This window comes from Bacillus sp. NMTD17, from assembly GCF_002998735.1.
Taxonomy (GTDB): Bacteria; Bacillota; Bacilli; order Bacillales; family Bacillaceae; genus Bacillus.
In genome coordinates, this window is the sequence record NZ_PVRH01000006.1 from 1 (window position 1) to 25,458 (window position 25,458).

Below are 25,458 nucleotides of genomic sequence, written 5' to 3' on the forward strand. Positions count from 1 at the left end.
AGGTTACCCACGTGTTACTCACCCGTCCGCCGCTAACATCCGGGAGCAAGCTCCCTTCTGTCCGCTCGACTTGCATGTATTAGGCACGCCGCCAGCGTTCGTCCTGAGCCAGGATCAAACTCTCCGAAAAAGTACAAAACCGAAGTTTTGTTTTTCGTCAGCGTTTGACTGACTACCTATGATGTTTCATAGGATTTTTTTATAAAAACTCGAATTAACAGGTACGTTTTGTCTTGTTTAGTTTTCAAAGATCATCTTCATTGTCGCTCAGAGGCGACTTTCTCAATATAACATTTCGGCGCTGTGTGCGTCAAGTGTTTTTTACAATTTCTTTTTGTCAGCTTTTCTTTCGAAGCAACTTGGTTGCTCGTTAGCGACGTATAATAATATACCATCATAATATTCATGCGTCAATATCTTTTTTCACAAAATATCCTCGATGATAGATTTTTTGTCCCTTTGTCTCAATCGGCTCCACCTGAACAATTCCTTTTTCCACAAAGAAATCAATCATGACGCTAAGGTCAGGCGTGAAATACTTGAGATCAGGATGCGCGAGAAGCTCGCCAAAAAGCCATATATCTTGCTGTTCCATGACATGACGCAAATGAGCGGCACCAATTTCTGCTTTTGAATGGATCAAAAAATCATTTGCTAAAAATAAAAGTTCCAAACGCTTATGCAGACTTTCGTGGCTTTCAATGAGTTCTGAATAAAGTTTATATACTTCCGGTTCCATATGACGCACCTGATTCCAAACCGTCACTTCTGGGTGGAAGCCTTTATCGATCACTTCAATACGTGCCAAATGATGCAGAGCATGCACAATTGAATTATATGCATCAAGGAATTGATTTGACTCAAAAAATGCTTTTCCTTCTATATATCTGCGAATGAGCTTGCCGTATTCTAAACCGATTTTAAGTTTGCGGTTTGAAAACGGGAATGTACTCAGTTCATCAATCAAGTTGAAAATATATTCATTTCGATCAAATAGGACTTTCCCATTCAAAATCCAATCAATGATTCGGCGGTTAGTGCCGAGGGTAATCCATTCCTTCAGCTGATCATCTGTGACAACATTTAAAGAAGCTGTTTGGTGATCGGATTCATAGTGCTTGATAAATAACGGCTCTTCCGCTTCTTTTACGATGACTAAAAGTGCTGCATCAAAGTTATCCGTCTCAGAAGATACTTTATGTCTTCTTTCTACTATAATCACAGCTAATGTGTCTGGATGGCTTGCTCTCTCTTGATAAATAGGACGGAGAAGATTTTCCATAGTGATTCCTCCAATACTCGGGTGTAAAGTTCTTCTCTAATGCTATGTATTTCTCCTCATAGAATCAAAATTCCTTCAATACAAGAAAAAAGATCATTGAATCATTATAAGCAATTTATTCACAAAACTCTATAACTAATTCAAACGGAAAGGTAAAATGTGCTATATTGGAGACAAGGGGGACTAGGGATGGCGAAATACTCCAGTAAAATTAATAAAATCAGAACATTTGCACTTAGTTTGGTTTTTGTTGGCTTTCTGATCATGTATATCGGTGTGTTCTTCAAGGAATCGATCTGGCTGTCGACTTTCTTTATGCTGCTCGGCGTCTTATCGATCGGATTAAGTACAGCCGTTTACTTTTGGATTGGTATGCTTTCTACGAAGGCAGTACGTGTCGTTTGTCCAGGCTGTGAGAAAGAAACAAAAGTGCTTGGGCGGGTGGATATGTGCATGCATTGCAGAGAGCCGCTTACACTCGATCCAGCATTAGAAGGCAAAGAGTTTGATGAATCCTACAATCGAAAAAAGTCATAAAAAAAGCTGACCATTTAACCGGTCAGCTTTTTCATTAATGATTTTCTTTTTTCGCACATTCTTGACAAGTTCCATAGATCTCCAAGCGATGATGACTGACCTTAAAGCCCGTCACATGGGATGCAAGCTGTTCTACTTCATCAAGGCCAGGATAATGAAAGTCCACTATTTTTCCGCAGTTTTCACAAATCGCATGGTAATGGTCAGATGTCGCAAAATCAAATCGGCTTGAGGAATCACCGTACGTTAATTCCTTTACTAATCCAGATTCCCGGAAGACTCGTAAATTGTTGTAAACCGTTGCGACACTCATGTTTGGAAATTTTCCTTCAAGTGCTTTATATATATCGTCCGCGGTTGGGTGAGTCATAGAATTTACGAGAAACTCCAAGATGGCATGGCGCTGCGGAGTAATTCGAACACCGGTTTCTTTTAAAGCATCTAAAGCGTCTTTTAGTTCGTGAGCAGCCATTTCATCATGCACCTCTCTTCAAAAATATTCTTATATTATAATCTTTATAAATAGTGTACCCCCAGAGCCGAATCTTTGTCAATTACAATCCTCTTTTTTACCTATTCTTCTTCACAAAAAAGACCGGCATGTCTGCCGATCTCATCCTGTGATGATATTAAGCGTGAGCTTTCAGTTCCTCAAGCGCTTCTTCTACGTGGTCTTTCACCTTGACTTTTCGCCATTCTTTCACAAGCGTTCCTTCTTTATTAATAAGAAACGTTGAACGTTCAATGCCCATGTATTCTTTGCCAAAGTTCTTTTTCAGCTTCCATACCCCAAAGGCTTCAGACAATTTCTGTTCATCGTCTACAAGAAGCAGGAACGGTAAATCATGTTTTTCTTTAAACTTTTGGTGCTTGTCCTGACTGTCTGGGCTTACGCCGATAATGACAGCATCTAATTCTGCAAAGCTTTGATGGCGGTCGCGGAAATCACATGCTTCTGTTGTACAGCCTGGTGTCATATCTTTTGGATAGAAATAAAGGACAATATGTTTTCCTTTAAAGTCAGAAAGCTTTACTTTCTCCCCATTGTCACCGGTTAATTCGATTTCAGGTACTTGCTGGCCTATTTCGATTGTCATGACACAATCCCTCCAACCTATTTTTTAATTAGCCTATCCAATTTTGAGAGGATATTCAACTAAGGACGCTTGCATCGGCATGTTAAAATAATGATAGACGACGTGATACGTTGAGATAGGAGGCTATTTATGAAATTCACAGAATCAGAAAAATTACATCAAGAGGCGCTGGAGCATATTGTTGGAGGTGTCAACAGTCCGTCTCGTTCATATAAGGCAGTAGGCGGCGGTTCACCCGTGGCTATGGAAAGAGGAGAAGGCGCTTATTTTTGGGATGTTGATGGAAACCGCTATATCGATTATCTAGCAGCATACGGTCCAATTATTACAGGACATGCTCACCCGCATATTACAAAAGCTATTACAAAAGCGGCTGAAACAGGTGTCCTTTACGGAACGCCAACGAAGCATGAAGTCACTTTTGCTAAAATGCTGAAGGAAGCCATGCCTGCTTTGGACAAAGTTCGTTTTGTCAATTCAGGAACAGAAGCGGTGATGACAACGATTCGTGTCGCGCGCGCATATACAGGCAGAACAAAGATCATTAAGTTTGCCGGATGCTATCATGGCCACTCTGATCTTGTGCTTGTGGCAGCTGGCTCTGGTCCTTCCACTTTAGGAACCCCTGATTCAGCAGGCGTACCAAAGAGCATCGCCAATGAAGTCATTACCGTTCCATTTAATGATATTGATAGCTACAAAGAAGCATTGGATCGATGGGGTGATGAAGTCGCAGCTGTCCTTGTCGAGCCAATTGTCGGGAACTTCGGCATCGTGGAGCCTAAGGACGGCTTCTTGCAGCAGGTCAATGACCTCACTCATGAAAAGGGCGCACTTGTGATCTATGATGAAGTGATTACAGCTTTCCGCTTTATGTACGGAGGAGCACAGGACTTGCTTCAAGTAAAACCTGACCTCACTGCATTAGGAAAAATCATTGGCGGCGGACTTCCGATCGGTGCTTACGGCGGTAAAAAAGAAATTATGGAGCAAGTCGCTCCTCTTGGACCAGCCTATCAAGCTGGCACGATGGCAGGAAATCCTGCATCCATTCTTTCTGGTATTGCATGCTTGGAAGTGTTAAAACAAGATGGTGTTTACGAGCGCCTTGATCAGCTTGGCGCTATGCTAGAAGAAGGCATTTTAGCCCATGCAAAAAAACATCAAGTAGATATTACGGTGAACCGCTTAAAAGGGGCTCTCACGATTTATTTCACAAAAGAAACCATTGTAAACTATGAACAGGCGGAAAATACGGATGGCGAAATGTTCGCCCGCTTCTTCAAATTAATGCTTTCTCAAGGGCTTAACCTCGCTCCTTCTAAATATGAAGCTTGGTTCTTAACGATCGCACATACTGAAAAAGATATTTCTGAGACGCTGCAAGCAGTAGATCATGCGTTTGAACAGTTAAAACAATCATAATAGGGTCAAAAACAGGCGAAAAAAAATGCGCCTGTTTTTTTATTTATCAGCTCTTGTTTGTCAAAAGCGTGCGAATCTGTTACATTTCTTCTCAATACCTTCTTTTGATGTTTTCATGAACTTTCAAAAATCACTTGAATATTTCGGAAGACCGCTGTATATTACTTAGTTGTTCATCAAAATATTGATGATAAATGACGAGTGATCATCTATTATCAAAAAGAAAGGAATGCAGGGACAAAACCAATGAAACTTGGAGCCCGTATTTTAAAAACTGGTATTGCCATTGTACTCGCGCTTTACCTGGCAACATGGCTTGGGCTGCCAACGCCCGTCTTCGCGGGAATTGCAGCTGTATTTGCTATCCAGCCATCTATTTATCGATCTTTTTTAACGATTGTTGATCAAGTGCAAGCCAATATTATTGGAGCAGCACTTGCCATTACGTTCGGTCTGCTTTTTGGCACTGGGCCAGTCATTATCGGTTTAACCGCCGTCATGGTCATCGCCATTAATTTAAAGCTGAAGATTGAACACACTATTCCAATTGCACTTGTAACCGTCATTGCGATTTTAGAAAGTGCTGGGGATCATTTCCTTTCCTTTGCCTTAATTCGAACAGCTACTGTGGTGTTAGGAGTTCTTTCTTCATTTTTAGTGAATTTAATCTTCCTGCCGCCAAAGTATGAAACAAAGCTTGTTCATCACATTATGGAAAATACGGAGGAGATTTTAAAATGGATCCGTCTGAGCTCCAGACAGTCTACTGATCATTCCACTTTAAAGGATGACATCGATCAAATAAAAGAACGCATGATCAAATTAGATCACATTTACTTGTTATACAAAGAGGAACGAAGCTATTTAAAGAAAACAACCTATGTAAAATCAAGAAAGCTCGTTTTGTTCAGACAGGCAATTATGACATCGAATCGTGCTCTTTACTTGCTGAAAAAGCTTCATAAATTAGAAAATGAGATTCATTTGATGCCAGAGCATTTCCGGGAAAGCTTAACGGATGAGATTGATTATTTACTGTATTGGCATGAGCGGACCTTGATGAAGTTTGTCGGAAAAATGAAGCCGCAGGATGATGAATTTCAAAACGAATGCTCTCTTCGCCTTGAAACGTTAACGAAATCATTTATCCAGCATCAGCAAAACCAAGAAAACGACTTGCTCGATTACAATATGCTGAATGTCATGTCCAGCATCATCGAATACCGTGATGAACTAGAGCATTTAGATACATTGATTACAAGCTTCCAGACGTATCACCCAAAAGACAGTGAAATTGAGACAGATGAAAAAGAAGCATAAATTGAGAAAAGACCGATTCCTAGAATCGGTCTTAGATTGTTGACAAAGGGCTAAAATGATCTTGATTTTAGCCCTTTGTCTTCTTTTCAGCGTGATAGAAAACCTTTGCAGTCTAGGAAGGACGAGTACCGGAGTGGAGCGAATTGAACATTCGTGAGTGAGCACCGGCACGCAGGACTGACACCGAATGCGAGGGTTTGTCTGCGCGCTGAGACCGATTCCTAGAATCGGTCTTATTTTATTTTCTTCATTTTAGGATCCAGTGTGTCTCTTAATCCATCTCCCATCAAGTTAAAGCCCAAAACTGTCAGCATGATCGCTACACCTGGGAAAATTAATGTCCAGGGGGCTTGCACGAGATAAGGTCTCGCATCGGCGAGCATTTTCCCCCACTCTGGGCTTGGTGCCTGTGCACCCAATCCTAAGAAGCCTAAAGCGGCTGCCTCGATAATCGCCGTTCCGATCGCAAGCGTCGCCTGTACGATGACCGGCACCATACTATTTGGCAGTATGTGACGCAGCACGATGCGGCGGTGTGACATCCCAACCGCCTTTGCTGCCAGCACGTATTCTTCTTGTTTAATACTCAGCACTTTTGAACGAACGAGCCGTCCAAAGGTTGGGACATTAATGATCGCAATGGCAATAAGAGCATTTTGTAAGGAGGGGCCTAAAATGGAGACGATCGCAATCGCTAGTAGAATACTAGGAAAAGCGAGTAAAATATCAAACAATCTCGAGATCACAGCATCTAGCACTCTTCCGCCATAGCCTGCTATCAATCCAAGCAGTGTGCCTAAAATGACAGACCCGAGAACCGAGAAGAAACCAACCCATAAGGAAATCCGCGCGCCATGCACAACTCTTGAAAATATATCTCTGCCGAAATCATCTGTACCAAACCAGTGCGCAGCTGATGGCGCACTAAATCGCTCACCGAGAGATTGTTCATTGATTCCAAAAGGAGCAATGAGCGGTGCGAATATTGCTAAGATAAGAAATAAAAAGACAATCACACTGCCAATGACCGCCAGCTTGTGCTGAAAGAACAGTTTCATCGATTCAAGAATCAATGATTGAGAGCGTTCTTCTTTTGGTTGAGGTGGTTCAAGCTCTTTTTGCGCTTCCATGTTATCACTCTCCCTCCCTAATATTTAATCCTTGGATCAATGACCGCATACAAGATGTCCACAATGAAATTGATCAGGACAAATATGAGCGCAACGATGAGAATGCCAGTTTGAATGACTGGGTAATCCCGATAGCTGATGGCATCATATATATATCGCCCAATGCCCGGCCATGCAAAAATGGTCTCTGTTAAAATGGCTCCGCCTAGCAAGAGGCCTGTCTGAAGACCAATAATCGTTAAGATCGGAATAAGCGCATTTTTCAGCCCATGCTGATAAATGATGAAAAATGAACGTACCCCTTTTGCTTTTGCTGTTCGAATAAAATCTGAATGAAGCACTTCCAGCATACTTGCCCTTGTTATCCTCGCAATAATCGCAGCAGGAATTGTGGCAAGTGCTGTACTTGGTAATACCAAATGCTTGATGCTGTCAGTGAATTGATCAAACCGGCCTTGCAAAAGCGTGTCCAGCGTATGAATATACGTGATCGACTCCACTGGATTCCTTACGTTTTCTCGGCCCGTCGTCGGCAAAATACCTAATTCGATCGAGAACAGCCACTGCCCCATTAAGCCTAACCAGAAAATCGGCATAGACACTCCAATGAGTGCAATAAACATTGCGACATAATCAAAGATGGAATGCTTAAACCAAGCACTAATGATTCCGGCATTCACTCCCACAACAATCGCCAGCACCATGGCAAAAAAGGTCAATTCTAACGTCGCAAATAAGTAAGGCTTCATTTCCTGGGCAATAGCCGCTCCTGTTCGTATCGAAGTCCCTAAGTCCCCTTTTAAAAGACCCAGCATGTAATGTCCGTATTGAACATACCAAGGCTGGTTTAAACCGAGCTGGATGGTTAATTGTTCTACTGCCTCTTTCGTTGCCCGCTGTCCTAAGATGACCTGTGCTGGGTTCCCTGGAATAAACCGAATAATTGAAAACACGACCAATGTCATTCCAATCAATACTGGGATGAGCATTCCTGCCCGCTTCATACAATAAGCAAACAAACAGCTTTCACCGCCTTTTTCTTTGTCTTCTTTTCAGCGTGATAGAAAACCTTTGCAGTCTAGGAAGGACGAGTACTGGCGCGAAGCGAATTTGACATTCGTGAGCACCGGAACGCAGGACTGACACCGAATGCGAGGGTTTGTCTACACGCTGTAAGGGAGAGACAAGATCTCCCTTATTTGCTTATTCGAAATACACGTCAGTTAAAGCTTCTGAACCAGTTGGATGCGGCTGATAGCCTTTTAAATCATTAGATGCTGCAAGCATTGGGATCGAATGCACCAATGGAATCCAAGGTGCTTCATCATGAATGATTTCTTGCGCTTTTTTATACAGGTCATTTCGTTTCTTTTGATCTGTATTTGTTTGCGCTTCAATGAGGATGTCGTGCATTTTATCGTTTTCGAAGAATGTATAGTTGTTGCCGCCAATGCTGTCTTTGTCCAGCAGTGTGTAGATGAAATTATCAGGATCACCATTGTCCCCTGTCCACCCTAATAAGAACACATCTGCTTCCCCTTTACTTGCCTTATCTAAATAGGTCGCCCAGTCATATGTCACAATTTCTGCTTTGACGCCGACCTTTTCAAAGTTTGATTGAATGACTTCTGCTACCTTCATCCCATCTGGCATATATGGACGCGGTACAGGCATCGCCCAAAGCTTGATGCGAAAGCCGTCAGGAAAACCTGCTTCTTTTAAAAGTTCCTTTGCTTTTTCAGGATCATACGGATATGGATCAATGTCGTCATTGTATCCTTCTAAAGCTGGCGGAAGAGGGTTTTTTGCTGGCTCGGCAAGTCCGCCATAAAATGACTCAATAATGGATTCTTTATCGACCGCGTAATTGAGCGCCTGACGAACGAGCTTGTTATCAAGCGGCTTTCTTGTGACAGTGAGTCCGATATAGCCTACGTTCATTGATGGTCTTTCAATAAGCTGGAGTGCTTTATCAGTTTTAATGCCATCTAAATCTGACGGATTCACGCCATCCATCAAATCGATCTCACCTGTTTTCAGGGCATTTAAACGAGCCGAGTTTTCTGGAATAGAGCGGAAGATGATTTGATTCAGTTTTGGTTTATCCTTCTGCCAGTAATCTTCGTTCTTTTCTAACACGATACGGTCGTTTTGCTTCCACTCTTTAAACTTGAATGGTCCTGTTCCCACTGGATTCTCACGAAAAGAATCACCGCTTTTTTCAACAGCCGCAGGACTTGCGATGCCAAACGGTGACATAGCAATGTTTTTAAGGAATGTCGCCTGCGGGCGCTTTAGCTGAAATTCAACTTCATGCTCTCCTTTGACGATGATGTCTTTAATCACATGTCCTTTATCTTTTTTATAGCCGCCAAACATGCCATAGTAAGGAAATTTTTCTGCATCACCATTCATCCAGCGGTCAAAGTTGAATTTCACTGCTTCTGCGTTAAAGTCTGTGCCATCGTGAAATTTCACACCTTCTCTCAAGTAGAACGTGTACGATTTACCGTCCTTTGCAACATCCCAGTCTGTTGCGAGACCAGGATGGATGGTCGTGTCTTTCTCACCATAATTCAGTAGCTTTTCAAACATATTCTCTGTGACCTTGAAGGTTTCGCCTTCTGTCGTTGTGATCGGATCTAGTGAAGTGGAGTCTCCTCCTCTGCCAAATACGAGGGTGTCTTTTGTTGCTTTTTCTTCTGATGACGGTGCGGACGAGCATCCCCCCAAAAACAGTGCAAGTGCCAGCACAAAAATGAAACTACTGAACAACCATGTCTTCTTCATTGTGTTCCTCCTTTTGATATAAGTAACACGCCGCTGCGTGCCCCGGTTCCTCCTCATACAAAGCAGGGACTGCTTTTAGGCATTTCTCCCACCTTTTTGGACACCTTTTGAAGAAAGGACATCCGCCGCTTGGCGTCATGGCAGACTCTTCTGCTGACACATCTTGCGTCTCTAGCACGTGATCCATATGTGGAATGGATTTCAGAAGCAGCGACGTATAAGGATGAAGCGGGCTGTGAAACACGTCTTCGGCAGGCCCCATCTCGACAATGCGGCCAGCATACATGACGGCGATTCGGTCGCTCATATACCTGACAACACCAAGATCGTGAGAAATAAATAGATACGTCAGAGAAAGTGTCTTTTGCAATTCAAGCATCAAATTCAAAATTTGGGCTTGAACGGATACATCTAAAGCCGAAACGGGTTCATCCGCAATGACAAGACTTGGATGGGTAATGAGTGCTCTAGCGATACCAATACGCTGCCTTTGTCCGCCGCTGAATTGGTGCGCATAACGTTCCCCGTAGGAAGGATCAAATCCGACAATATGCAGCATCTCTTTTACCCGCTTTCGTCTATCTGCTTTCGTCCCATGCCAGTGAACAATCAGCGGTTCCTCTAAAATATCTTTGATTTTCATTCGTGGATTTAATGAAGCGTATGGATCTTGGAAAATCATTTGAATGTCTTTTCTTAAAGAACGCATCTCTCTTTCTTTCAAAAGAGTGACATCTTGCCCTTTCAGTTGAATAGAGCCTGACGTCGGTTCAGTCAATCTCATTAAGCTTTTGCCAAGTGTTGATTTCCCGCAGCCTGATTCACCGACAATGCCAAGCGTTTCCCCCTCCTTCACGTGAAAGGACACTTGATTTAAAGCCAGAGTCGAATGTTTGTGTTTAGAAAAAAAAGCGGCTGTGTCATACCGTTTTGTCAGCTGATTCACTTGCAAGAGTGGGCGACTCAGTGTCTTCTCCTCCTTCCATTAGAAAGCATGCCACGCGGTGGTCCTGTTCAATGGATTGTAAAACTGGATCTTCTTCAAGACATTGCGCCATTTGATAAGGACAGCGTGGTGCAAATTGACAGCCGGATCGAATGGTTCCCGGCTTAGGTACATGACCTGTAATAGAGATGAGCTTTTCTTTTTTCTCTTTAAACGATGGAACTGAGGCGAAAAGACCTTTTGTGTAGGGATGCAGAGGTTTTTGAAAAATACGGTCAACGGTTCCTTCTTCTACAATTCGACCGGCATACATAATCATGACTCGCTGGCATATTTGCCGCACGACGCCTAGATCATGGGTTATAAATAAAATAGCGGTGTCCATCTCTTCGTTTAGCTTTTTGAGCAGGCGAAGGATTTGCGCTTGGATGGTCACATCAAGTGCAGTTGTCGGTTCATCTGCGATCATGAGCTTTGGGTGACAAAGCATCGCCATCGCAATCATGACACGCTGGCGCATGCCGCCTGATAATTCATGCGGGTATTTTTTAAGCAACGATTCGGCTTGCTTCAATCCAACTGTCTGAAGCAGATCAACCGCCTTTGCTTTTGCTTCTTTTTGACCGATTGCTTGATGTGTGAAAAGGGCTTCCGTCATTTGTTTGCCGATGGTCATTAATGGGTTCAGAGAGGTCATTGGCTCTTGAAAAATCATCGAAATGTCATTCCCTCTTATCTCTCGCCACTGTTTTTCTGAAAGCGACAGCAGGTTTTGCCCTTCGAATTGAACCTCACCCGTTGTGTCTGTTTGCTGGTTCAGGCCCATTAATGACATAGATGTGATACTTTTCCCGCAGCCAGATTCGCCAACAATCCCTAAGGTTTCCCCTTTTTGAATCGAGAACGATAAGTGATGGACGATGGGTACTTTTTGCTTTTTTTGCTGAAACGCAATGGACAGCTGTTTGACATCTAGCAGCACGTCTTGTTCTTTCACATATTCACCACCCCGTCATACTTTTTAAAATTGTATTGAGACAAGCTGGGAAATATGTCATGTTTTTGACAAGCATAAAAAAGCCTATCCGCTAGAATCGGATAGGCTTCTACTAATTTAATGTTTGAATGGTAAATAGATGGCGATAGTGGCTGTCTCTGTTCATTAATTCTTCGTGTGTTCCTTTTTCCACAATCTCGCCTTGTTCCATGACGACAATGAGGTCAGCATGAGTAATCGTCGATAAGCGGTGCGCGACAATAAAGGTTGTACGGTCCTTCGCTAGCTTTTGCATCGCTTCTTGAATGTAATGTTCACTTTCTAAATCAAGTGCAGACGTCGCTTCATCTAAAATCAAAAGCGGTGGATTTTTAAGAAAGACCCTTGCAATTGAAATACGCTGTTTTTGACCGCCTGACAGCTTCACGCCCCGTTCTCCTACCTTCGTGTCATATCCTTCAGGAAGAGACATAATAAAATCATGGGCATTTGCCGCTTTTGCAGCCGAAACGATTTTTTCAAAAGATGCTTCTGGGTCTCCCACCGCAATATTTTCTTTAATCGTGTCACTGAATAAGAATGTATCCTGCAGCACCATTCCGACTTGATTTCGAAGGCTTCTTGCTTTGTACTCTTTGATATCGATGCCGTCAATTTCAAGTGACCCGTTTGTGACATCATAAAACCTTGGAATTAAGCTGACGAGTGTCGACTTCCCTCCACCGCTCATTCCTACAAGCGCAACCGTTTGTCCTTTTTCTACTTTCAAGGAGATATTGTGCAGAATCTCTTCCTGTGTGTGTTCATAACGAAACGACACATTTTTAAATTCGACCTCACCTTTTAAATGATCAGCTTCTTTTGCATTCGGCCGATCTGTTACCTCATATGGCTCATCAATAAATTCAAAAATACGATCCATTGACGCCACTGACTGGGTTAAAGTCGTGGATGAGTTAATGAGACGGCGAATCGGGTTGTACATCCGGTCAATATAGCCGACAAAGGCAATCATGGTCCCGATCGAAAGTGATCCATTAATTACGGTGTAGCCAGCAAATGCAATGATTAATAGCGGTGCAATGTCAGTGATGGTATTGACGACGGCAAATGTTTTGGCGTTCCAATTCGTATGGTTGATCGCTTTGTTTAAAAAATTTTTGTTTTCATCATGAAAATGTTCTTGTTCATATTCTTCAATGGCAAAGCTCCGAATGACTGGCATTCCTTGTACCCGCTCATGCAGATGCCCTTGCACTTCAGCCAGCGCCTGCGACCGCTCTTTTGTCAGCTTGCGAAGCCTGCCGTAAAAATACTTCACTGCAAACGCATATAGCGGAAAAATAATGACAGACACGATGGTGAGCTTGATGTCCAGTGTACACATAATGGCGATCACGATCAGCACGGTCATCAAATCAAGCCAAATGTTCATAAGACCTGTGATGACAAACTCCTTTGTCTGCTCCACATCGTTGATGACCCTTGAAATAATTTCCCCAGTTCTCGTGTTGGCATAATAACGAAGACTGAGCTTTTGAATATGCGAAAACAGCTTTTCCCGAATATCAAATAATACCTTACTGCCTGTCCACTGCGCATAGTATTGTCTATAGTATTCAACAGGCGGCCTCATCACTAAAAATAAGACGAGCATGATTCCCATAATGATTAATAGAGAGGATGTCTTTTCTTCAGCCGACCCCGAGCCTTGAATGACATCATCAATGACATACTTTAAAAGCAGAGGCAATGTTAAGGGAATCGAGAACTTGATCATCCCGATGACCATTGTCAATGCAATCTGTTTTTTATACGGTGTAACAAAAGCCATGTAGCGTTTAATGACCCCCATGTAAATCTCCTTCCCAATCTATCAGTGCCTCTTATCCGTACGCAGTCAAAAACCTGTTAGCCTAAAAAGCCAAACAGGTTTTTGCTGCTCTTGCTTATTTTGTATAATGTAAAAAACGTTCATACCACATATCCACAAATTCAGGAGCAAACGGACCTTTCCGCTGGTGAATCCAATGCAATAATGTATTCAGATGCTCTCTTAAGATACTATCGATTTCCTTTGGATAATTCATCTGCCTCTTATGATCTACATATTCATCCTCATCCAAAATATTGTACGTCATGTCTGGAAAGACTTTGACATCTAAATCGTAATCAATATACTTAATTGCCTCATCATCTGTCGCAAAAGGAGAGCTGATGTTGCAGTAATAATATACCCCATCATCTCTAAGCATCCCAATTACATTAAACCATTGTTTTGCATGGAAATAGCAAATAGCCGGTTCTCTCGTCATCCAAGTACGGCCGTCGGATTCAGTCACCATTGTACGGTCGTTTGCACCAATGATACACAATTCCGTTGCTTTCAGAATGGTGGTTTCATTCCAAATCCTGTGGATCAAGCCATTGTGTTTATAGCTTTGAATTTGGATGGTTTCTCCTTCCTTGGGATAGCCCATATTTTCTCCCCTACTTTCTATAACAAACAAACCTAACAGTCCAAAGACCTAATTTCCCAACTAAACATGTCTCTATTATATTATACCGTTACATCATTAAAAAATGAAATGAAAAAGCCATTCAACCCAATTGAACGGCACACTGTCTTACATCACGGTTGAACTCTTTTCCATCTGCTTGTATGAATTGATGACCTCTTCAGTCTGTTTTGTAAATAAGGTTTGGACTTTTTGCAGTTCCTCCCGTTTCTGTTTGATTTGATCATGAAGCCTGGTCCACTCTTCTTTTTTTTCATCCTGCAGCAATTGTTTTTCTGTTTCTAAGCATAGATCGAGTTCTCCCTGGACATCGAGCAGCTGATCCATGAGCTGCATTTGTTCTTTTACAAGCTGATCAAAATCAGACATCTAACTCCTCCCTTTTCATCGAATCCACTTTTTGTCTGTATACCATTTCTTGAAAGAAGGAAGAAATCCTTTGACTGTTTATGTAGAGGTTTTACAGGTTTTGTCGGATGGTGGTGAGGGGCAAAAAGAAAAGCACTTCATTCGTATATGAAGTGCTTTCCTCTGTTTCAGTGATTAGCTGTTTTGTTGTTTGTTTTGCTCAGCTTTTTGGTTGTATTTTTTTACTTGCTGTACGTCAGTCTCGCTAGCAAATTCAGTACCAAATTGACCGCCTTGTGCAGAAGCTTGGTTTTGTTTCTTCACTTGTTGTGCGTTTGTTTTGTTTTGTTGTTGATCCATCATTATCACCTCCACGCACATTAATTTGTGCAGAAGGTGTACATCCTATTCATGATTTTTTTAAACTAGCAAAGAACGTCCGCCATCCACAATAATGGTCTGTCCTCTAATCATGTCTGCCTTGCCTGATACAAGGAACTCCACGCTGTCGACCATGTCTTTAATTTCTACCATTCGGCCAGCAGGTGTATTTTTCTTCGCATCTTCTAAAAGTTCTTCCCGGTTCGGGAAATGTTTTAGTGCATCTGTATCGATCGCACCGCCTGATACTGCGTTCACGACAATATTTTTTTGTGACAGCTCAACGGATAGGTAACGCGTTAAAGCTTCTAGTGCCGCTTTTGATACGCCGACCACTGTGTAATTTTTAAGGTAGCGGATGGAGCCTAGTGAGCTAATGCTGACGATATGTCCGCCGCCATTTTTCTCCATTAATTTCGCCGCTTCTTGTCCGCAGAATAACAAAGCCTTCGCATTGATATTCATCGTCCAGTCCCAATGATTTTCTTCAAGGTCCATGATTGGGCGCTGAACGCCAGACGCCGCATTGTTGACAAATACATCTAAACGGCCAAAGGTTTCGTCGATTTGCTGAAACATGTCTTTGATTTTCTCAGGCTGGCCTACATTGGCTTTCACGACCAATGTTTTGACGCCCATCGCTTCAATTTCTTCCGCTGTTTCAAGTGCGGCTTTTTTGCTTCTCGCATAGTTAATGACAATGTCATATCCTTTTTCAGCCAGGCGAAGGGCTACTTCTTTCCCTACTCCTCTGCTGCTGCCTGTAATTAATGCACATTTACGTTGACTCATTATGGTTCATCTCCTGATTTGAATAGTTTTCGTTCATTCGCTTCACACTAATAGGAAAATTCCTATTAGGAGGTTACATTCATGTATGTCGGACGCGATTTAAGCCAGCTTGGCATGATGTCCAAGGATCAATGGAAAGATACTGAGCTTGCTTTCTTTCATCATGCTTTCCAACAAATTTTACCTTATTTGAACGAAGAAGGGCAATCTAAGTATCGAGAAATCATTTCTGAAATTGAAGACCGCGGGGGTCTGCACAGAAATGAAGCCGATTATACTCATGGTACAACGGTTAAATACGACTAGGCTCTTCAAGTGCCATCTTCCAGATTTTTTGGTGTGAGACTGGCAAAGCATATGCCTCAAATTCCTCTGTTGTGACTTTTTTCAGCATCGTGTCATCAGATACAGAGGTAACTCGTCCAAAGAAAACAGAAATATTCCAGATGAGGTGGGTAAATACGTGCTGAATGGTGCCTTCTAAATCACCAAGCTCCGCTTGTACACCCGCCTCCTCTTTTAAGAAATTAACCAGCTGCTCTTTTTCCGTTTTTCTTCCCTTCATGGTTTCCATGTTAGGGAATTCCCATAAATTCGCAAGAAGACCTGTACTTTGCCTCTTATGAATATATAGGTTGCCTGCATCATCAAATAACACCGCTGCTGCCATTGATTTTGCAGTCGGCTTTTTCTTTTTGCTTTTCACTGGGAGCTCATGCTGAACGCCCTCCTCGAGTGCCGAGCAATGCATGTTCACAGGGCAAATGAGGCATGCAGGGGATGTTGGGGTGCAAATGAGCGCACCTAGCTCCATCAGCCCTTGATTGAATTCTGACGGCTTTTCCCGGGAAATGAGCTGATCGACCGCAAACTCGAAAATATTTCTCGTTTTTGGTTTTGCTATATCATCCCATACAGACAAAATACGGGAAATGACCCTCATGACGTTGCCGTCTACCGCAGGGTACGGCTTGTTATAGGCGATACTCAGCACTGCACCGCTCGTATACGGACCTACACCTTTAAGCTTTGAAAACTGCTCTTTCGAATCAGGGACAACGCCCCCGTAGGATTCATATACTTCTTTCACAGCTGCCTGTAAATTACGCACTCTTGAGTAGTAGCCAAGACCTTCCCATGCTTTCATGACCTTTTCTTCATCAGCTAAAGCAAGATCTTTCACCGTCGGGAATTGCTCCATAAACCGGTTGAAGTACGGAATGACCGTATCCACTCTCGTTTGCTGAAGCATCACTTCTGATACCCAGACGCGGTATGGATCTTGATTTTCACGCCATGGCAGTGTCCGTTGTTCTTTTTCATACCAATCAATTAAATCATGCTGAAATCCCGCAATATCTTTGCGGTCCAGCTTTTCTTGAATGTCTTTCATATCTATACTCCTTCTCATTGAACCGAGGGCTAACGTTCTGAAAAGAACCTTATTTGTTGTATACTGTTTGTAGATACGTTAACATGTTACATTAAATCAGAACAAAGCAAAAGTGATTTTGCACATAGTCTTGAAAGAAGACGTATACTTTGTATGATTGTTCCTAAGCATGACAACTAGGAGGTAATCAATTGGATACTGGTACTCATGTAGTAATGGGCATTTCTCTTGGGGGACTTGCGCTTTTAGATCCAGCCGTCAGCGCAGATCCACACATGGCACATGCCGTGATGCTCGCGACCATTGCCGGCTCCCAAGCACCAGACATTGATACTGTGCTAAAACTAAAAAATAATGCGGTTTATATAAGAAATCACCGAGGATTTACACATTCCATTCCTGCTGTACTGTTTTGGTCATTGCTGATTCCGGCTGTGATTTTCCCATTTGTGCCGGGGGCAGATTTACTTCACCTTTGGTTATGGACACTATTAGCCGTTGTGCTCCATGTGTTTGTGGATATATTCAATGCATACGGCACGCAGGCCATTCGTCCATTTTCAAAGAAATGGGTAGCGCTTGGGATCATTAACACGTTTGATCCTTTCATCTTTTTTACACACCTTGTCGCCATTGTCGTTTGGGCCATTGGCGGACATCCCGGCTATACGTTCATTACGCTGTACGCCGTGATTTTCTGTTACTATATCGTCAGGGTGATCATGCAGCTTCAGATTAAACATCAGCTGCGTGCACAATTCGATGAAATTGAAGAGATTATTATTTCGCCTACAATGAAGTTCAGACAATGGCGCATTGCCGTGAAATGTAAATCTTCTTTCCATGTTGGGCGCAGCATGAATGGGGAAATCGTCATTTTAGACACCTTTAACCGTGTGCCGGTCCCTGATACAGAGATTATGAAAATTGCCAAACAAGACGAAAACATCTCAGCCTTTCTCTCCTTCTCCCCTGTCTACCGGTGGGAAGTGGATAAATACAAGGATCATTACGAGGTACGGTTCATTGATTTGCGCTACCGCAGCAAAGGTCACTACCCTTTTGTCGCGATCTGCCATATCGACATGGACCACCAAATCAAAAATTCCTATACCGGCTGGATTTTCAGTGAAGAAAAACTGCAAAAAAAATTAAGACTCGGCTCTGTGTGAGCGAGTCTTTTTTTGTGTTTAACTATCTTACAACTTCGTCATATATTCCACAATAAACTCCCAAAAGCCAGGTCCCTCTTGGTAAATCAGCCAGTCTACTTTTTCGATGAGTTTGATATAGAGTTCTTGTTCGAGGTCTTCTCTTTCTTGATATGCCGTGTTTTGTAGTTTCTTTTTGATCATGGGTGTGAAGGTTTCAATGAGTTCTTCCATTTCCCCATTGGTCATTTTTTCTTCGTTCACGGACATCTCCCCCTGTTTCTTCTTTTAGTTTGTTGAGCGCTTTTTTGTGTATGTTTGAGATATTTTGTCTCGTTTCGCCTAGCCGGTCGGCTATTTCCTTCATCGTTTGGCCTTCGACATAGATTTGGGTTAAGACCATTTTTTGTTTGTCTGTCAGCTGCTGGTAGGCCTTGTACAATGTTTGATCTTGCAGATGCTCTCCTAAGTCTTGCTGGTTGAAGAGCACGGCTTCATACGTATCTGTTTGGACAGGGTCTTTCACTTCTTGAGTATCAGGATGATCGAGTATGAGCGGAAAACGCTGCTGCTTCTTTTTCACTCGTTTGTCAAAGTCGACTGAAAAGATGCGTATCATTGTGGAGATATACTTGATGATGCGGATTTTCTGATAGAACTGTTTGAACTCGGAATCTAGCTTTTTGGCATTTTCCTCGTTTGGCTCTTCCATGACTTGTTTGAGCAGCTGCTCGTTTTTCGGGTTGCTTAAAAACTGCTGAATGAGCGGGTGATCAATGATTTCCTTCCATTTTGCTTTCAATAACAGCCGATAATCCATGTGCATCCTCCCCTTTGTTCCCTCTACTTGCATTAAGTGGACAAAAGTTAAAAAAAGTAAACTTTATGAAACGGGTCTAATGGTTCATTTTCTCCTCCTCTGCTTTCCTTTTTCTTCTTTCAGACCACCTATATAGAAGACGAGCATCCGCTGGGAGGTGAGACAAATGGAGAACTTTTTTTCGGAGGAGTGGCTGAAGCAGCTCGGTCAGGCTGGCTTCCCTGCCATTTTGACGATTTACTTGCTGACACGCTTTGAACGAAAGTTTGATGAATTAAGCAAGCTCATCCAACGATTGGTCGCTGTTCAAAAAAATGATGAATCAGATTGACATCTTCTTGATTCGTTTCACCTTATGAAAACGAGGGCGAAATGAAAGGCCTTTTGTCACCTCACACAATACGATGTTGAAAGGGGATTTTATCATGAGTGAAAAGCAAAATGGTGTACCGCAGCCGATTCGAGGAGAAAAAGGAGCAACGGTCAAAATTCCACGTAATCTCGAGCGGGACAGACAAAATCCAGATATGCTCACGCCGCCTGAAACCGATCATGGAACGGTCTCCAACATGAAATATTCTTTTTCTGATACACACAATCGTTTAGAAAAAGGCGGCTACGCCCGCGAGGTAACGGTACGTGAACTGCCGATCTCTAAAAGTCTTGCCTCTGTTAATATGCGGCTAAAGCCTGGTGCGATTCGTGAACTGCACTGGCATAAGGAAGCGGAATGGGCGTACATGATTTATGGGGAAGCTCGGATTACATCGGTTGATGCAGAGGGGCGCAATTTTACAGAGGATGTGACTGAGGGTGATTTGTGGTACTTCCCTTCTGGCTTGCCGCACTCTATTCAAGCACTTGAGCCGGGAGCTGAATTCTTGCTTGTGTTTGATGATGGGTCATTCTCAGAAAATAGTACGTTCCAAGTAACGGATTGGCTTGCCCATACGCCAGAGGAAGTCGTGCTCAAGAACTTCGGTATGACAAAGGAGCAGTTTGACAAGCTGCCAGAGAAAGAAAAGTATATTTTCCAAAAAGGAATTCCTGGTTCCCTTGAGTGTGACAAGGTGAAAACAGAGCAAGGAGAGGTCCCGAATTCCTTTAAATATGAGCTGTTAAAACAAGAGCCGATTACGTCAAGCGGTGGACAAGTGTGGATTGCGGATTCTACCAATTTTAAAGCATCTAAAACAATTGCCTCTGCTCTTGTGAAAGTCGATCCAGGCGCCATTCGTGAGCTGCACTGGCATCCAAATACGGATGAATGGCAATATTTCATTTCTGGAAAGGCACGAATGACCGTATTTGCTTCTGATGGACATGCGAGAACCTTCAACTATCAGGCGGGAGACGTTGGATATGTGCCATTTGCAATGGGGCATTATGTAGAGAATACAGGCGACGAACCGCTTTATTTCTTAGAAATCTTTAAGAGCGACCATTATGCAGACATTTCACTCAATCAGTGGCTTGCGGTCACACCGAAACAGCTTGTTCTTGATCATTTAGATCAAGGTGAAGAATTCTTGAAACTGCTTGATACTGAAAAACACCCTGTCATCGCTGCACCTAAAAAAGAGGATTAATTCCACCTTCCTGCAAAAAGGCTGTCCTTTTTGCAGGTATCTTCATGTAAAGGAGTGTTGTTTATCCATGCAGCAATTTGTTCACGCTTTATGGCAAGGGGTGAAGTGGCTGATGGCGATATCGGTTGTCTGTTACATATTTTTGTTGTTTTGTGTGCTGTTCTTTCATTTGACGGGTGCTTTTTATCAATCAATTTTATCGCTACTACTGTTTATGGGCATCTATGTTGTACTCGGGATCTCTTTTGAACATCTGGAGCACGTGCTCATGCAGTTTGTTCGAAAGTGCCGGTCTAGAAAACGATCCATCGTTTTCTATGCCATTATATTTCACCTTTTGTTTATTTGGGGTGCTGTTTATTTATCAGACGAATTGGTTGACGGCATTTGGCTGTCTACTTCTGAGGAAATTCTCTTTGCCATGAGTCTTTGGTTGTTTCATTTTTTGTTTGATTATGCGACGTTTCCGTTTGAGAAAGAAGCTTCGTGACTCTCTATCGTCTTTCTGGAGAGAGCGCTTCTTTGATCTGCTTCATATGATGGATGTCGTGATCAATCAGTCCTTGAAAATAACTTGATAACGTCAGCTCGGATTGACCGATCAAAAAGGATGTATTCCAGCGAGATGCTTCGATTTTCTTCATTTCTTGAAGCAATTCTGTTCTGACAGCAATAAATCGTCCAATCGTCTCGCTTCTCTCTTCGTGTCTCGCCCTTTCGGCTGACTGTCGATTCATTTCATGCACATCAGGTGCCTGCGGTAACGCTTGATTGTTCCAAAATTCCTTTAGACGATCGTGTAAAATAAATTCATCCCATAGAACGAAATGTGCGATGATCTCAGCAATGCTCCACTTTCCATCAGCAATGGCTCTGCGCCATTCTTCGTCTGTTATTTCCGCTAGTGACTGTACCCATTCAAGGGTGTGTTCATAATGATCAGTAATGGATTCTTTGTTTAACGTCAAATGGTTTTCCCCCATTCTCATGCTTTTATGTTGATTGTATCAATTTTGAGAAAGATAAAAAAACACCACTTATGATGAAAAGTGGTGTTTCTTGTGTTTTCTCCGTGCATATAGGATCGCACCAATCAAACTGACGAGTGAAATCAACGCAAGAATTCTAATATAAGGCGGATAGTAGGTTAGCACAATCTCGTTTTTTCCTTTTTCTATTGGAAAACCAATAAAAGTGTAGTTGGCTTTTTCAATATCGGTTTGGTGTCCGTTCACCGTGAGCTCCCAGCCTTTTTCATATGGAACAGGCAGAATCATATAATTATCGCCGAGCTTGTTATCATATGAAATCGTAAAGCGGTTATTTTTAAGCTTTACTTTTTGGCTGCCATCATCCTGTTTTTCTTTTTCATATGCTTTTTCTAGGACGCGGTAAGGTTCTTGATACAGCTTCATTTGATTGAGCTCATATCTCCCTTTTGGTACTCGAATGGAGAGGATCTTTTCCGCAGGGACTCGAATCGTCACTTCATTTACGCCTGTTTTGTAGATGGATGTATTGCTTTTTCGTGAGGTGACGTAGTCGTCAACGGATAACTGAAACCCTGCGTTACGGTCGGTCCGCTTCACATAAAAGCTCACATACACATCCCCAGCGCGAGCGATGTCATCTGGCAGTGTGATATTCAGACCGCCCATTTCCCCGTATACATCAAGCACACCGTGTTCGTATACAGCTTGTTCCGTATGGATATTCGTATCTTTGACGCGATTTGCTGCGCGCTCGATTTCAGCGTTGCCTTTCTTGTCTAAAATGACGCCTTGCAGCATCGCATGCTCTTTATCAAGTGCTGAGGCATTCTTTAAGGATTGTTCTGAATAAATGGTGCTTGTTGTTCTTGCAAATGGCAGTGACCGAGTATTTTCATATACCTCATAATGCTCACTTTTCAAAATTGGCTTAAAATAAGCTGGCGGTGAGTAAGGCATCATGTTGTTTCTCATATAATACTTTCCGTAGGTCAGGCTGTATAAATTCGCCCTGTCCCCCATTGTTGCATAACGGCTGACACTTTCCCTTCCCATATCGATTTGCAGGTCATTCCAGTAGAAATTGAGCAAATGCTGATTCAATATACTTGAATACGCACTCATGCCTTGAAAGCCTTCAAATAACGGGGTGTTGTTGCGCACGCCGTTCATCCAATCAATCCGGGCAAGCGGATCTTTTGAGTGGCTTTGAATCTGCTGAATGAGCTTCATTTGCTCATGTCCAGCATATGCCTCACTATTCAGATACGTATCTGATACGCTCTTTATATTGCTTCTTTCAGATAAGTAGCCCTGCTGATACACGCCTGCTGTCAGTAAGCTAATGGCAATAAGTACAGCTGAAAAGAGACGAAGGTGCTGACGTTTTTCCGCATGCATCCATAGGAAGAACAAGCTGATGACAAGCAGTCCTATGCCTGTATACACAACGACATCCATGTTTCCCTTTGCTCGTTCTGAAAGAGCGACTGCGAGAAGGAACACGATCCAGGCGCCTAAGACCGCACGCTTTTTCCACTTCCACTCGATTTGTGAGAAATGCTTGATCGTGATGGCAACGACCGCTCCAACTGTAAAGGCAAGAATATATTCAAACCTGTACTGCGGTGCTGAAAAACCATTAAACACGCTCGCCATCTTTGGGCTAAAGTGAAAAGCAATGAGCAGGATACTGATGGATGTGAACATGAAAAACCATCTGTTTCGGTAAAGCGGAACGAGGAACAGACAAATCAGAAAAATCACGGGTAATAAATACACCCTGCTTCCAAACAGCAGATGATCATGCAGCTCGAACCAAGGAATGGCCTGTTCATACGGTGGTCTTACATTATTGAGAAAGCCATAAACAGACGGGATAAAAAAAGCGGCACTGATCCCAAAGGATAACAGCGTAGAGATCGCAAGCGTCCAGAACACCTTCCACCCGCGCTCCTCACTTCGCAGCTTGATCATATATCTGAAAACAAGATAGATCGCTAAAAAGATAAAATGAATATAAGCAAAGTAAAAGTTGTTGATGAGCATCAGGCTGCACGCCAAAATAAACCAAGCCGGCTTACCCGTTTTGAATATCCGTTCAACCCCAAGCACAAGCAGCGGAAGCCACATCATGCTGTCGGTAAAAAACTCCCAAAATGTTTGATGCCGAAAATACACAATAGACAGTCCGTAAATTGCGGCACCTGTCAATGCACTTAGTCTATTTTGAACCATTGAAAGAAGCACACGGTAAGCGATGATTAGAATGAGCGTCAGCTTGATCACGCTCAGCCAAATCACAGCATGTGCCCAGAAATGAATGTCCGTTGACTGTATGAAATGAAGCGTATTCATCAGCCAGACGACAGCGACTGTCACCATAAAGACCGTCGACGTTGTGAAATAATACCCTAATTGCGTGTATGTACCGCCGCCTAGACCGAATTGATAGGAATAAAAGAAATTCCCTTTGACATATTCGTCGTAAAGCAGCTTTTTAAATGGGAGCATTTGCGAGATACCGTCCCCATCTCCTGTCATGTACCGGCCTTGCGTATATTCATATAAGAAAAAGGAGTGTCCTAATAAAGCAAGAATGAGGCACATTCCAATGATTATCCATCTACGTTTCATCATCTAAATCCTTTCCACAAAAGATCCACTGTTCTTTGAAACAAAACAACCCAGCAAGCGATTCGTGCTTGCCGGTTATTTGACTCCACGTTATTTAAATAACTGTGTTAACACTCGGTCTTGTTCCTTTGAACTTGTCTCTTGCTGCATGACATTTGATTCTTGGATCAAATAATGCGGCCTCTTTTTCGTTTCATAATAAATACGGCCAATATATTCTCCAATCACACCTAGACTCAAAAGCTGGACACCTCCGAGGAAAAGCACAGCCGATATTAAAGTGAAATAACCCGGTACCATCACGCCCGTTCTGACAATTTGAATAAAGGTGGCCACGATGTAAATCAAAGAGAGGAATAAGATCAGTATGCCAGTATAAAAACAAATACGCAGCGGGCGGTTGTTAAAAGAAATGACGCCATCTATGCCATAGTTAAATAACTTCTTCAGTGACCATTTTGTATCACCATGCTGTCTTTCTACATTTTCATAATAGATGACCTTTTCTTCAAACCCAATCCAGCAAAAAAGCCCTTTTGAAAAACGATTTCCCTCTTTCAGCTGAAGCAATGCATCGATTGCTTGGCGTGAAATTAAACGGAAATCCCCGACGCCATCACGCAAGTCCACTTCTACTACCTTGTTCATCACTTTATAGTACATGGATGCTAAGTAAGAGCGGAGCTTGCTGTCTCCTTTACGGTTTCGTTTGGCAATGACTTGATGATAGCCTTCTTCATACCCTCTGACAAAATCCTGAATCAAATACGTTGGGTGCTGCAGGTCGGCGTCCATGATGATCGCAGCTACTCCCTTCGCATATTCAAGTCCTGCCAGAATAGCGGCTTCCTTCCCAAAGTTACGCGAGAAGGAAATGTATTTGACCTTTGCACTTTTGCGAGAGAGCTCTCTCATGTATTGAAGTGTGTTGTCCTTGCTTCCATCATTCACAAAGATGATTTCAAAGTTATAATGAAAATCGCGAAACTCTTCCTCGAGTGCCTCAAAGATTCGTCTGATGTTTTCACCTTCATTGTAAGAAGGAATTATAACAGAGAGCAATTCTCGTTCCATATCGCACCTTCTCTTCACTTTTTTCACATAGTCTGTTATGTTCATTATTCCTTTTTTGTCAGAAAACGAAACCCTTTTTTATTATCCATAAATTACATGTCTCTTTAATCGTTCCATTATATCAAAGTTTTATTTCCAGTGATTTTCAGTAAGATGAATTTAATGTAATTTTAAGTTTAACCATTGTAAAAAGCCTGTAATTTCGATCACAGACTGGGTATTGTATCATAAAATTGTTTGC

Annotated in this window: 26 protein-coding genes, 1 rRNA gene and 1 pseudogene; 8 read left to right on the plus strand and 20 right to left on the minus strand. The window is 42.5% G+C overall.

Features of this window, described 5'->3' with window-relative positions:
* Positions 1–130 (minus strand): 16S ribosomal RNA (locus C6347_RS16120); the annotation flags it as partial.
* A 273-nt stretch (positions 131–403) separates the two neighbouring features.
* Positions 404–1,282 carry a nucleotidyltransferase-like protein gene (locus C6347_RS16125; protein WP_034664951.1) on the minus strand — a complete coding sequence of 293 codons (879 nt, stop codon included), beginning with the start codon at positions 1,280–1,282 and terminating at the stop codon, positions 404–406.
* Positions 1,283–1,471: 189 nt separating this feature from the next.
* Here C6347_RS16125 and C6347_RS16130 point away from each other — a divergent pair, with 189 nt between their 5' ends.
* Positions 1,472–1,819 carry a YgzB family protein gene (locus C6347_RS16130; RefSeq protein WP_024425201.1) on the plus strand — a complete coding sequence of 116 codons (348 nt, stop codon included), beginning with the start codon at positions 1,472–1,474 and terminating at the stop codon, positions 1,817–1,819.
* Positions 1,820–1,853: 34 nt separating this feature from the next.
* Here C6347_RS16130 and perR read toward each other — a convergent pair whose 3' ends face one another.
* Both perR and bcp read right to left on the minus strand, forming a co-directional pair.
* The gene (gene perR, locus C6347_RS16135) at positions 1,854–2,291 is read right to left on the minus strand and encodes a peroxide-responsive transcriptional repressor PerR (RefSeq protein WP_012009347.1); all 438 of its coding nucleotides are present in this window, start codon (positions 2,289–2,291) and stop codon (positions 1,854–1,856) included.
* A 157-nt stretch (positions 2,292–2,448) separates the two neighbouring features.
* Positions 2,449–2,916 (minus strand): thioredoxin-dependent thiol peroxidase, encoded by a 468-nt coding sequence (gene bcp, locus C6347_RS16140; protein WP_034664955.1) that lies wholly within the window; start codon positions 2,914–2,916, stop codon positions 2,449–2,451.
* Positions 2,917–3,045: 129 nt separating this feature from the next.
* Here bcp and C6347_RS16145 point away from each other — a divergent pair, with 129 nt between their 5' ends.
* On the plus strand, positions 3,046–4,341 hold the full coding sequence (locus tag C6347_RS16145) for a glutamate-1-semialdehyde 2,1-aminomutase (RefSeq protein WP_106071856.1): 1,296 nt from the start codon (positions 3,046–3,048) through the stop codon (positions 4,339–4,341).
* A 246-nt stretch (positions 4,342–4,587) separates the two neighbouring features.
* Positions 4,588–5,661 (plus strand): FUSC family protein, encoded by a 1,074-nt coding sequence (locus C6347_RS16150; protein WP_034664960.1) that lies wholly within the window; start codon positions 4,588–4,590, stop codon positions 5,659–5,661.
* A gap of 233 nt (positions 5,662–5,894) precedes the next feature.
* On the opposite strand, the gene C6347_RS16155 is transcribed toward C6347_RS16150, so the two are convergent.
* The 10 genes and pseudogenes from C6347_RS16155 to fabL all read right to left on the minus strand — a co-directional run bounded on the left by C6347_RS16155 (position 5,895) and on the right by fabL (position 15,564).
* Positions 5,895–6,791, minus strand: a complete 897-nt coding sequence (locus C6347_RS16155) for an ABC transporter permease (protein ID WP_106071857.1) — start codon at positions 6,789–6,791, stop codon at positions 5,895–5,897.
* A gap of 17 nt (positions 6,792–6,808) precedes the next feature.
* Complete coding sequence (locus tag C6347_RS16160; RefSeq protein ID WP_066031776.1) at positions 6,809–7,810, minus strand: ABC transporter permease; 1,002 nt, start codon at positions 7,808–7,810, stop codon at positions 6,809–6,811.
* Positions 7,811–7,994: 184 nt separating this feature from the next.
* On the minus strand, positions 7,995–9,581 hold the full coding sequence (locus C6347_RS16165) for an ABC transporter substrate-binding protein (RefSeq protein ID WP_060595820.1): 1,587 nt from the start codon (positions 9,579–9,581) through the stop codon (positions 7,995–7,997).
* Positions 9,556–10,533, minus strand: a complete 978-nt coding sequence (locus C6347_RS16170; RefSeq protein ID WP_106071858.1) for an ABC transporter ATP-binding protein — start codon at positions 10,531–10,533, stop codon at positions 9,556–9,558. Before C6347_RS16170 ends, C6347_RS16165 begins: the two co-directional genes overlap by 26 nt.
* The gene (locus C6347_RS16175) at positions 10,502–11,524 is read right to left on the minus strand and encodes an ABC transporter ATP-binding protein (RefSeq protein WP_106071859.1); all 1,023 of its coding nucleotides are present in this window, start codon (positions 11,522–11,524) and stop codon (positions 10,502–10,504) included. Before C6347_RS16175 ends, C6347_RS16170 begins: the two co-directional genes overlap by 32 nt.
* Before the next feature lie 112 nt (positions 11,525–11,636).
* Positions 11,637–13,379 (minus strand): ABC transporter ATP-binding protein, encoded by a 1,743-nt coding sequence (locus C6347_RS16180; RefSeq protein WP_060595817.1) that lies wholly within the window; start codon positions 13,377–13,379, stop codon positions 11,637–11,639.
* Between the two features lie 94 nt (positions 13,380–13,473).
* Entirely contained in the window at positions 13,474–14,004 is a 531-nt protein-coding gene (gene ntdP, locus C6347_RS16185) for a nucleoside tri-diphosphate phosphatase (protein ID WP_106071860.1), read from the minus strand.
* A 147-nt stretch (positions 14,005–14,151) separates the two neighbouring features.
* Positions 14,152–14,412 (minus strand): YgaB family protein, encoded by a 261-nt coding sequence (locus tag C6347_RS16190; RefSeq protein WP_034664977.1) that lies wholly within the window; start codon positions 14,410–14,412, stop codon positions 14,152–14,154.
* A 174-nt stretch (positions 14,413–14,586) separates the two neighbouring features.
* Positions 14,587–14,736 (minus strand): annotated as a pseudogene (locus C6347_RS16195) (gamma-type small acid-soluble spore protein); the annotation flags it as partial.
* 75 nt (positions 14,737–14,811) lie between these two features.
* Positions 14,812–15,564: an enoyl-[acyl-carrier-protein] reductase FabL gene (gene fabL, locus C6347_RS16200; protein WP_066031130.1), complete on the minus strand. Its 753-nt coding sequence runs from the start codon at positions 15,562–15,564 to the stop codon at positions 14,812–14,814.
* Between the two features lie 81 nt (positions 15,565–15,645).
* Here fabL and C6347_RS16205 point away from each other — a divergent pair, with 81 nt between their 5' ends.
* Positions 15,646–15,870 (plus strand): hypothetical protein, encoded by a 225-nt coding sequence (locus C6347_RS16205; RefSeq protein WP_060595815.1) that lies wholly within the window; start codon positions 15,646–15,648, stop codon positions 15,868–15,870.
* Here the strand turns inward: C6347_RS16205 and mutY are convergent.
* Positions 15,857–16,957 carry an A/G-specific adenine glycosylase gene (gene mutY, locus C6347_RS16210; protein ID WP_066031131.1) on the minus strand — a complete coding sequence of 367 codons (1,101 nt, stop codon included), beginning with the start codon at positions 16,955–16,957 and terminating at the stop codon, positions 15,857–15,859. The two genes, C6347_RS16205 and mutY, sit on opposite strands and share 14 nt — an antisense overlap.
* A gap of 191 nt (positions 16,958–17,148) precedes the next feature.
* Here mutY and C6347_RS16215 point away from each other — a divergent pair, with 191 nt between their 5' ends.
* On the plus strand, positions 17,149–18,129 hold the full coding sequence (locus C6347_RS16215; protein WP_106071861.1) for a metal-dependent hydrolase: 981 nt from the start codon (positions 17,149–17,151) through the stop codon (positions 18,127–18,129).
* A gap of 27 nt (positions 18,130–18,156) precedes the next feature.
* Here C6347_RS16215 and rsoA read toward each other — a convergent pair whose 3' ends face one another.
* Positions 18,157–18,378, minus strand: coding sequence for a sigma-O factor regulator RsoA (rsoA, locus tag C6347_RS16220; RefSeq protein WP_034620885.1), 222 nt, complete (start codon positions 18,376–18,378; stop codon positions 18,157–18,159).
* Positions 18,326–18,928: a sigma-70 family RNA polymerase sigma factor gene (locus tag C6347_RS16225; RefSeq protein WP_066031140.1), complete on the minus strand. Its 603-nt coding sequence runs from the start codon at positions 18,926–18,928 to the stop codon at positions 18,326–18,328. The genes rsoA and C6347_RS16225 overlap by 53 nt, the downstream gene beginning before the upstream one ends.
* A gap of 166 nt (positions 18,929–19,094) precedes the next feature.
* Between C6347_RS16225 and C6347_RS16230 the strand changes: the two genes are divergently transcribed.
* The 3 genes from C6347_RS16230 (at position 19,095) to C6347_RS16240 (ending at position 21,007) form a co-directional block, all read left to right on the plus strand.
* The gene (locus tag C6347_RS16230; protein WP_081311432.1) at positions 19,095–19,259 is read left to right on the plus strand and encodes a YvrJ family protein; all 165 of its coding nucleotides are present in this window, start codon (positions 19,095–19,097) and stop codon (positions 19,257–19,259) included.
* Positions 19,260–19,353: 94 nt separating this feature from the next.
* Positions 19,354–20,517, plus strand: a complete 1,164-nt coding sequence (locus C6347_RS16235) for an oxalate decarboxylase family bicupin (protein WP_106037160.1) — start codon at positions 19,354–19,356, stop codon at positions 20,515–20,517.
* Positions 20,518–20,584: 67 nt separating this feature from the next.
* Positions 20,585–21,007 carry a regulatory YrvL family protein gene (locus C6347_RS16240; protein WP_106071862.1) on the plus strand — a complete coding sequence of 141 codons (423 nt, stop codon included), beginning with the start codon at positions 20,585–20,587 and terminating at the stop codon, positions 21,005–21,007.
* Positions 21,008–21,011: 4 nt separating this feature from the next.
* Here C6347_RS16240 and C6347_RS16245 read toward each other — a convergent pair whose 3' ends face one another.
* From C6347_RS16245 to C6347_RS16255, 3 genes are all read right to left on the minus strand, one after another.
* The gene (locus C6347_RS16245; RefSeq protein ID WP_060595809.1) at positions 21,012–21,506 is read right to left on the minus strand and encodes a DinB family protein; all 495 of its coding nucleotides are present in this window, start codon (positions 21,504–21,506) and stop codon (positions 21,012–21,014) included.
* Positions 21,507–21,554: 48 nt separating this feature from the next.
* Positions 21,555–24,146: a YfhO family protein gene (locus C6347_RS16250; protein WP_106071863.1), complete on the minus strand. Its 2,592-nt coding sequence runs from the start codon at positions 24,144–24,146 to the stop codon at positions 21,555–21,557.
* 87 nt (positions 24,147–24,233) lie between these two features.
* Positions 24,234–25,217: a glycosyltransferase family 2 protein gene (locus tag C6347_RS16255; protein WP_034665005.1), complete on the minus strand. Its 984-nt coding sequence runs from the start codon at positions 25,215–25,217 to the stop codon at positions 24,234–24,236.
* Between the last annotated feature and the right edge of the window lie 241 nt (positions 25,218–25,458).

What these genes read in the sequence shown, in the direction of transcription:
- C6347_RS16125 (WP_034664951.1), bottom strand. Translation starts at nt 1,282, where the DNA reads ATGGAAAATCTTCTCCGTCCTATTTATCAAGAGAGAGCAAGCCATCCA.
- C6347_RS16130 (WP_024425201.1), top strand. Translation starts at nt 1,472, where the DNA reads ATGGCGAAATACTCCAGTAAAATTAATAAAATCAGAACATTTGCACTT.
- perR (WP_012009347.1), bottom strand. Translation starts at nt 2,291, where the DNA reads ATGGCTGCTCACGAACTAAAAGACGCTTTAGATGCTTTAAAAGAAACC.
- bcp (WP_034664955.1), bottom strand. Translation starts at nt 2,916, where the DNA reads ATGACAATCGAAATAGGCCAGCAAGTACCTGAAATCGAATTAACCGGT.
- C6347_RS16145 (WP_106071856.1), top strand. Translation starts at nt 3,046, where the DNA reads ATGAAATTCACAGAATCAGAAAAATTACATCAAGAGGCGCTGGAGCAT.
- C6347_RS16150 (WP_034664960.1), top strand. Translation starts at nt 4,588, where the DNA reads ATGAAACTTGGAGCCCGTATTTTAAAAACTGGTATTGCCATTGTACTC.
- C6347_RS16155 (WP_106071857.1), bottom strand. Translation starts at nt 6,791, where the DNA reads ATGGAAGCGCAAAAAGAGCTTGAACCACCTCAACCAAAAGAAGAACGC.
- C6347_RS16165 (WP_060595820.1), bottom strand. Translation starts at nt 9,581, where the DNA reads ATGAAGAAGACATGGTTGTTCAGTAGTTTCATTTTTGTGCTGGCACTT.
- C6347_RS16180 (WP_060595817.1), bottom strand. Translation starts at nt 13,379, where the DNA reads ATGGGGGTCATTAAACGCTACATGGCTTTTGTTACACCGTATAAAAAA.
- ntdP (WP_106071860.1), bottom strand. Translation starts at nt 14,004, where the DNA reads ATGGGCTATCCCAAGGAAGGAGAAACCATCCAAATTCAAAGCTATAAA.
- C6347_RS16190 (WP_034664977.1), bottom strand. Translation starts at nt 14,412, where the DNA reads ATGTCTGATTTTGATCAGCTTGTAAAAGAACAAATGCAGCTCATGGAT.
- fabL (WP_066031130.1), bottom strand. Translation starts at nt 15,564, where the DNA reads ATGAGTCAACGTAAATGTGCATTAATTACAGGCAGCAGCAGAGGAGTA.
- C6347_RS16205 (WP_060595815.1), top strand. Translation starts at nt 15,646, where the DNA reads ATGTATGTCGGACGCGATTTAAGCCAGCTTGGCATGATGTCCAAGGAT.
- mutY (WP_066031131.1), bottom strand. Translation starts at nt 16,957, where the DNA reads ATGAAAGACATTCAAGAAAAGCTGGACCGCAAAGATATTGCGGGATTT.
- rsoA (WP_034620885.1), bottom strand. Translation starts at nt 18,378, where the DNA reads ATGTCCGTGAACGAAGAAAAAATGACCAATGGGGAAATGGAAGAACTC.
- C6347_RS16225 (WP_066031140.1), bottom strand. Translation starts at nt 18,928, where the DNA reads ATGGATTATCGGCTGTTATTGAAAGCAAAATGGAAGGAAATCATTGAT.
- C6347_RS16230 (WP_081311432.1), top strand. Translation starts at nt 19,095, where the DNA reads ATGGAGAACTTTTTTTCGGAGGAGTGGCTGAAGCAGCTCGGTCAGGCT.
- C6347_RS16235 (WP_106037160.1), top strand. Translation starts at nt 19,354, where the DNA reads ATGAGTGAAAAGCAAAATGGTGTACCGCAGCCGATTCGAGGAGAAAAA.
- C6347_RS16240 (WP_106071862.1), top strand. Translation starts at nt 20,585, where the DNA reads ATGCAGCAATTTGTTCACGCTTTATGGCAAGGGGTGAAGTGGCTGATG.
- C6347_RS16245 (WP_060595809.1), bottom strand. Translation starts at nt 21,506, where the DNA reads ATGAGAATGGGGGAAAACCATTTGACGTTAAACAAAGAATCCATTACT.
- C6347_RS16250 (WP_106071863.1), bottom strand. Translation starts at nt 24,146, where the DNA reads ATGATGAAACGTAGATGGATAATCATTGGAATGTGCCTCATTCTTGCT.
- C6347_RS16255 (WP_034665005.1), bottom strand. Translation starts at nt 25,217, where the DNA reads ATGGAACGAGAATTGCTCTCTGTTATAATTCCTTCTTACAATGAAGGT.